Raw genomic sequence first — 6,603 nt, forward strand, 5'->3', positions numbered from 1 at the left:
ACTGGGAGGACTGAAGGGGTGGTAGGTCTGCCCCTCCTCCGGTCGGGCGCGGCCCTCCCCGGAGGCGCGTGCACCTGACGAGTGCGGCGGCTCCGGGAGGGGCTCCTCGGGACGCGCCCGACCGGAGGAGGGGCAGACCTACCACCCCTTCAGTCCTCCCAGTCGTTCCACTCCTCCAGCTCCTCCCGCTGGGCCCGCTCCCACCGCTCCAGGGCCTCCCGTTCCCGGGTGAGGCGCTTCTGCACCGTGGCGATCTCGGGGCCGAGGATCGTGTTCCTGAAACCCCAGTTGATCTCCTCCGCGGTCAGCAGTTCGATGCTGTCCGCCGCCCAGCGGCGGCCGGGGACCGCGCCGGGGTTGCAGCGCAGTGTCCAGCCGGGGTTCGTCCGCTGGAACTCCTGGAGCACGGCGTCGAAGGTGCGGGGTTCGGTGTGATCGGGCATGGCCTCACCTGGGGGCGATCCGGGAACCGTTTCGAGGAAGCGGCTCGTGCGGTCGGCACCCAGCACACTAGACCCGTGCCGCCTCCCCGTCAGGTGTTTCGCGGAATTCTTTCGCGTGTGCTGGCGCCCCTCGGAGGGCTCCGCCCGCGGCAGCGCCGGTCAGCGCAGGTACGAGGCGCCGTTGACGTCCAGGACGGCGCCGGAGGACCACACGGCCTCCGGTGAGGCGAGGTAGCGCACGGCCGCGGCGACCTCTTCGGGGGAGGCCACACGCCCGAACGGGCTGTCGGCGCGCACCCGGTCGGTGAGGCGCTCGGCCACGCGCTCGGTCTCCACGAACCCCGGAGCGACGGAGGCCACGGTGATGCCGTGCGGGGCCAGGGCCACGGCCAGCGACTGGCCCAGGGAGTGCAGGGCGGCCTTGCTCGCGCCGTAGGCCGGGTGGTCGGGCTCGCCCCGGTAGGCGCCCCGCGATCCGACGTTGACGATGCGGCCGCGGACCCCGTGGTCGATCATGTGCCGGGCGGCCAGGTAGCTGGTGTTGGCGGCGCCGAGCACGTTCACGTCCAGGGTGGTCCGCCAGGCCCGCTGCCACTGCTCGTAGGAGGTCGTGGCCAGGGGGTGGGCGGTGTTGACAGCGGCGTTGTTGACCAGGACGTCGAGCCCGCCCAGGTGTGCGCTCGCCCGCCCGACCAGGTCGGCCGCCGCGTCGGGATCGGCGATGTCGGCCCGGAGGAGGACGTGCCCCCGGCCGGGGAGCCCGGCCAGGGTGGCCTCGGCCTCGGCGCGGCGGGTCGCGTAGTGCACGGCGACCCGGTCGCCCAGCTCAGCGAACGCGGCGGCCACGGCCCGGCCGATGCCCCGGGCGGCGCCGGTGACCAGGACGGCGCGCCCCGCGCGGCCTTCCCCCTGGTAGCGGCGGTCGGGCTGGGAGAGGTCATCCGATGGCATGCGGGGCACTCTAGCCCCTCGCCCGGCCGTGCGCAGATTCCGGGGCCGCGGAGCCCACGGCCCCCACCGGTCTCGGCCCCTGTGCGCCGGACGCGAACCGCCGGACGACGCGGATCCCCTCATCGTGACCGCATGGTCCAGAACCAGTACGCTGAACGGATGGCGCGACCTCGTGAGTTCGACGAAAACCGCGTGCTTCTCGCTGTGCGCGACGAGTTCTGGGACAAGGGGTACGCGGCGACCTCTATGGACGACCTGCTGCGCGTGAGCGGGCTGGGCAAGGGCAGCCTCTACGGGGCGTTCGGGGACAAGAGGAGCCTCTTTCTTCGGGTGCTGCGGGAGTACGACGACGCGAACCTGCTGGCACTGCGCGAGCGCCTGGCTTCCGCGGCGAAGGGCGTCGACGTGGTGCGCGAGTTCGTCCTCGGCATGACCGGTGACCCGACCGGGGCGGCCGCGCGCCGGGGCTGCCTGCTGGCCAACAGCAACGCCGAGCTCGCCGCCAGCACACCGGACGTGGCCGCCGAGGCCCGCCGCAGCTACGACGCGATCACGTCCGTCCTCACGGCGGCACTGGAGCGAGCCCGGAGCGAGGGCGACCTCGATCCCGGCGCCGACCCTGCCGAGACCGCCCGTGCGGCCCTCGTCGCGCAGCTCGGTCTCATTGCCCTCGGACGCACCGGCATGGACGTCGGCGCGCTGACCGTCATCGCCCACTCCGCCCTGGCACGGCTGCTGCCCGCCCCAGCTCGGTAGCGGCGCCCCGCCGACGAACCCGTAACGCCGCTGTCCGCGGTCGGCGCGGCATTCCGCGGCGTGCCCTCAGACCGGGCGCCGCGGCCTCCGGGGGAGCGCACTTCGCCCGCGGGCCCTTCCGTGTGCCGCCGGTCGGACCGGTCCGCGACCGGCGGGTTCGGGATGCCGCCGCGGACGGGGTGAGCTCGGGACTTGGAGCCTGGGCGCTTCGCCGCGAGCCAAATATTGACTAATCGGTCCATAATGGAGCTATGATTCTTGACGTAACAGTCCATAACTGGAGGGAGGGCGGCATGGCCGTCTTGGAAGGCAAGATCGCCGTCGTCACCGGGGCGAGCACCGGCATCGGGTTCGCGACCGCTCGCGCGTTCCGTGACGCGGGCGCCACGGTGTTCGTCACCGGTCGCCGCAAGCACGTGCTCGACGCAGCGGTCGCCGAGCTCGGCGACCGCGTGACCGGCGTGGTCTGCGACGTCTCGGTGCGCTCCGAGCTGGACGCGTTCTACGGCACTGTGCGGGACCGGGCCGGACGCATCGACGTGCTGGTCGCCAACGCCGGTATCGGCGCCACGGCCCCGTTCGGCGAGGTGACCGAGGAGCTGATCGACTCGCTGTTCGCCACCAACGTCAAGGGAACGATCTTCACGCTCCAGCAGGCGCTACCGCTGCTCAGCGACAACGCTTCGGTGATCCTGACGGGCTCGACCGCCTCCTCCCGGCCCAACCCGGGACTTGAGGTCTACGCTGCTTCGAAGGCCGCGATTCGCAACCTCGCTCGCGGTTGGGCCCTCAGCGCGCGTGCGCACGGCTTCCGGGTCAACGTCGTGTCCCCCGGCGGCACACGCACCCAGGGTCTGCTGGAACTCCTCACACCCGAGGCGCTCGAACAGACCGAAGCCTCCGTCCCCCTGGGCCGGCTCGCCGAGCCCGAGGAGATCGCCGCCCTGACGACGTTCCTCGCCTCGGACGCGTCGAGCTACGTCAACGGCGCCGAGTTCCACGCCGACGGTGGATACGCCCAGGTGTGAGCGGCCGCGCGTACGGGCCGGGGCTCCTGCCCCGGCCCGTACGTCCTCCTCGCGGCCCTCGGCGCCCTGGACGAGGCGGCGGCAGGACTCGTCGTCGACGGCCCCGTCCGGCGTGTGCGCGCCGCCGGTCGCCCAGGCGCGCGGCAGCGGCCTACCCCCGTGGCCGGACCCGGGCCCTCGCCGCTACCGGCCGCCGGTCGCCTGCGCCTCCCGACCCGTGCCCACGTCGAAGGCGGCGTCGCACGCGTCCCGGACGGCGTCGTCGTGCGTGGCGATCACCACCGCGCAGCCCTCCCGGCTCATCTGGCGCAGCACCTCCACGACCATCGCACCGTTGTCGCGGTCCAGCGCGCCGGTGGGCTCGTCGGCCAGCACCAGTGAGGGCTGCTTGACCAGCACGCGCGCCAGAGCCACGCGCTGCTGCTCGCCGCCCGACAGCCGGTGCACCTTCTCCCGCTCCCGTCCGGCCAGTCCCACCCGTTCCAGTGCCGCGGCGTGGCGCGACCTGGTGTCGCAGCGCTTGACGACCGCGAGGTTGGCCCGCACGGACACGCTCTCCATCAGGGCGTAGTCCTGGAACAGGTAGCCGAGTTCGTCGGCGCGGAACCGCCGCCGCCCGCCCGGCCCCAGACGGGTGAGGTCGGTGCCCCCGAAGAGGATCCGGCCCGCGCTGGGCCTCTCCAGCAGCCCCATGCAGTTGAGCAGGGTGGTCTTGCCCGATCCGCTGGCGCCCACCAGCGCCAGCGTCCGCCCCGCCTCCACGGTCAGGTCCAGTTCCTGCCACAGCACGCGGGAGCCGAAGGACTTGGTGAGCTTCTCGACGGTGATCATGCTGCCTCCCGGGGGTCTCAGGCCTGCGAGGAGCCTTCGCGGACGATACGGCGGTGGAAGAAGGCGAGCGCGCCCAGGGTCAGGGCGAGCCCGGTCGCCGCGATGGCCGCGGCGTAGAGGGGTTCGAGGCCGCTGGTCGGCACCGCCTCGGGCGGTGGCATCCTGGCTGGGTCGCGCAGCGCCCGCAAAGCGGTCAGCGAGTCCCACGCGGCCCAGCCCGTGAAGCCGAGCGCGATCCCGGCCTCGACGGCCAGGAAGCGCCGGTGCGCGGCGAGGAAGCTCCACCCGCTGATGTGCCGGGCGAAGACGGTCTGGGCCCGGGTACGCGTGTGGATGACGCACGAGGCGATGCCGGTCAGCAACAGCAGCGCGGTACCGGCGGCCAGGTTGAACGCCTCGACGCGCAACAGGTTCAGGTCGGCGGCGTGGGCCGCGGCCGCCTTGTTCAGGATCGGCTGGACCGCGTTGACGTACTCGGCCATCCGGGGGTCGGCCTCCCGGGCCCGCTCCACCACGCCCGGGTCGGGGAACAGCACGGCCTCGTGGGTCATGTAGGTGACGTAGGCGCTGTCGGAGAGCACGGAGCCGTTTGGCAGGGCGATGACCACGGGGTCGCGCAGGAAGGGGGGCTCCTGCTGGGCGAACGGGGCGCGCGACCCGTAGGTGAACACCGTCTGTCCGTCGGCCGCGGGCAGCACCTCGACGTCGGCCCCGGGTTCCTCGCCGCCGTTCTGGAGGCGCAGCCAGTCCGGCATCGCCCGCTCGATGTCCTCGCGGTGGAAGGCGTGCGCCCGCGGGAGCAGGACCCGGACCCGGTCCCCGGAGGCGGCGGGGCCGTAGCGCTCGCCCGAGGGGGACACGATCTCCTGCTCCTCCAGGTAGGTGTCGTTGACCACGAGCACGTCGAAGCCGGGCCGCCCGGACCCGACCGGCACGACGGACTCGGGCGCGTGCTGGTCGGCGATGACGATCCGGCCCTCCCGGTCGGCCCGGCGCAGCCAGGGGCCCAGGAGGGAGTTGGCGCTCTGGGGGTCCTCCAGACCGACGCTGCCGTTGAGGGTGGCGTGCGAGGTCCGGCCCGTCCGGGCGAAGAACTCCAGGGAGGCCCGCTGCTCCCGGGTGGTCTGCGCCAGGTGGACGACCGACCCGAGGACGGCGAGCACCAGGAGCAGCACTGGCACGCGCACCAGGTAGGCGCCCGCCTGGGCGGCGCGCTCGGGTATGCGGCCCTTGAGCGCGGGCAGGATCGCGGTGGTGTGCACCAGACCGAGCACCGCGGCGTGCACGGCCACGGCCACGGCGGCGAACCCCCCCGCGAACACCAGGGCGATCAGGGCGAAGAAGCCGAGCTGGTTCCAGCCGTTGTAGAGGCCCAGACAGACCAGGGCGACCAGGGCGACGCCGGGCAGGGCCGCGCCCCACAGCCGGGCGACCCGGCCCAGGTCACGCAGCAGGATCCACCCGTAGGAGCGCCCCAGCAGCCGCTGGACGGCGTAGTCCCGGGAACCGAGCAGCACCCCCGCGCCGACCCCGGTCACACCCGCAAGCAGCGCCAGGGCCAGGACGTTGAACAGCGGGCCGCCCAGGAAGGACTGCCACAGCCGCGCCTGGCCGCCGCCCCCGTCCGGGCGCAGGCCGTGCTCGGCGAGCGCGTCGGTGAGCGCCCGCGCGCTCTCGGGCGGGCCGAAGACCAGGTAGTAGCCGCGTGGGCTGCGTTCCGCGAGCCCGTCGACGGGGTGGACGCGCAGCTCGGTGGCCGGGTTGAAGGACGGGTAGCCCCCGGTCAGCCAGTCCGCGTACCGGGAGTCGGGGTCGCCCACGGCCAGGTACAGGTGCGACAGCGACTCGGGGGCGCGCACGTCCGGGGCGGTGAAGCCGATCGCCACGCCCTGCTCGGCGGCGACGCGCTCGACGGTCTCCGCGACCCGGCCGCTGTCGGAGGTGCCCTCGTCCTCGACGATCCACACCACCGCCGAATGCTGCGCGGTGGGGATCGTCAGCTCCCACGTGGCCAGCAGCAGCGCGGCGATGAGCGCGGCGAGCAGGAGGAAAGCGGTGTGGGCGAAGGCGATGGTCCGGTTGGGCATGGTCTCCTGGCGCGGTCGCGGACACGGGGGCGACCCGCTGACGGGCAGACGTCAGCGGGTCCGTCGCGGTCGGTTACCCGCAGTGCCTCCAGTAGCTCTCGTTGTTGGACAGGGCACGCGGGGCCGACGCCCGGGAGGTGTACCCCGGCAGGTACGCCGCGGACGTGACGGTGTACCTGCCCACCGCCGTGGAGCCGTGGCAGCGCGACCCGTGGAAGTAGTCGGAGTACACGACCGATGAGGTGAGCCCGTGGTACCACGTCCCGCCGCCGACGTAGCTGACGGCCGCCGCGGCCGCGCCCGCGGTCCCGGCGGTGAGCCCGGCGGCGATCGCCAGGGTCGCGGCCGCCCGCTTGAGGGTGTGGGGCATGGTGTTTCCTCTCCTGGCCTTCACCGGGGTTCTCGGGGGAGGTCCTTCGCGGTCCGCTGTGAGGGGTCGTGTCGGCTGGCGGTGGAGACCGCCCCGCCCGCGCGTCGGGTCGCCGGAGGCGGAGGGGCGGGAGCCGT

At 73.6% G+C, this 6,603-nt stretch carries 7 protein-coding genes; 2 read left to right on the forward strand and 5 right to left on the reverse strand.

The genetic code is table 11. The features are described 5' to 3' along the window. Window positions 1–149: 149 nt before the first annotated feature. On the reverse strand, window positions 150–443 hold the full coding sequence (locus ABD54_RS24620) for a hypothetical protein (protein ID WP_047871927.1): 294 nt from the start codon (window positions 441–443) through the stop codon (window positions 150–152). A 159-nt stretch (window positions 444–602) separates the two neighbouring features. Continuing rightward, a complete protein-coding gene (locus tag ABD54_RS24625) occupies window positions 603–1,394 on the reverse strand; it encodes an SDR family NAD(P)-dependent oxidoreductase (protein WP_047871928.1) in 792 nt (263 codons plus the stop codon). Window positions 1,395–1,553: 159 nt separating this feature from the next. On the opposite strand from ABD54_RS24625, the gene ABD54_RS24630 reads away from it, so the two are divergent. Next, a complete protein-coding gene (locus tag ABD54_RS24630; RefSeq protein WP_047871933.1) occupies window positions 1,554–2,150 on the forward strand; it encodes a TetR/AcrR family transcriptional regulator in 597 nt (198 codons plus the stop codon). Window positions 2,151–2,443: 293 nt separating this feature from the next. Beyond that, window positions 2,444–3,178: an SDR family NAD(P)-dependent oxidoreductase gene (locus tag ABD54_RS24635; RefSeq protein ID WP_047871929.1), complete on the forward strand. Its 735-nt coding sequence runs from the start codon at window positions 2,444–2,446 to the stop codon at window positions 3,176–3,178. A 183-nt stretch (window positions 3,179–3,361) separates the two neighbouring features. Here the strand turns inward: ABD54_RS24635 and ABD54_RS24640 are convergent, their stop codons facing one another. From ABD54_RS24640 to ABD54_RS24650, 3 genes are all read right to left on the reverse strand, one after another. Beyond that, on the reverse strand, window positions 3,362–4,009 hold the full coding sequence (locus tag ABD54_RS24640; RefSeq protein ID WP_047871930.1) for an ABC transporter ATP-binding protein: 648 nt from the start codon (window positions 4,007–4,009) through the stop codon (window positions 3,362–3,364). A gap of 17 nt (window positions 4,010–4,026) precedes the next feature. Further along, window positions 4,027–6,096 (reverse strand): hypothetical protein, encoded by a 2,070-nt coding sequence (locus tag ABD54_RS24645; protein ID WP_047871931.1) that lies wholly within the window; start codon window positions 6,094–6,096, stop codon window positions 4,027–4,029. Window positions 6,097–6,169: 73 nt separating this feature from the next. Next, window positions 6,170–6,466 carry a lactococcin 972 family bacteriocin gene (locus ABD54_RS24650; protein ID WP_047871932.1) on the reverse strand — a complete coding sequence of 99 codons (297 nt, stop codon included), beginning with the start codon at window positions 6,464–6,466 and terminating at the stop codon, window positions 6,170–6,172. Window positions 6,467–6,603: the final 137 nt, after the last annotated feature.

Origin of the sequence: Nocardiopsis sp. RV163 (assembly GCF_001029525.1) — a bacterium.
Taxonomy (GTDB): Bacteria; Actinomycetota; Actinomycetes; order Streptosporangiales; family Streptosporangiaceae; genus Nocardiopsis; species Nocardiopsis dassonvillei.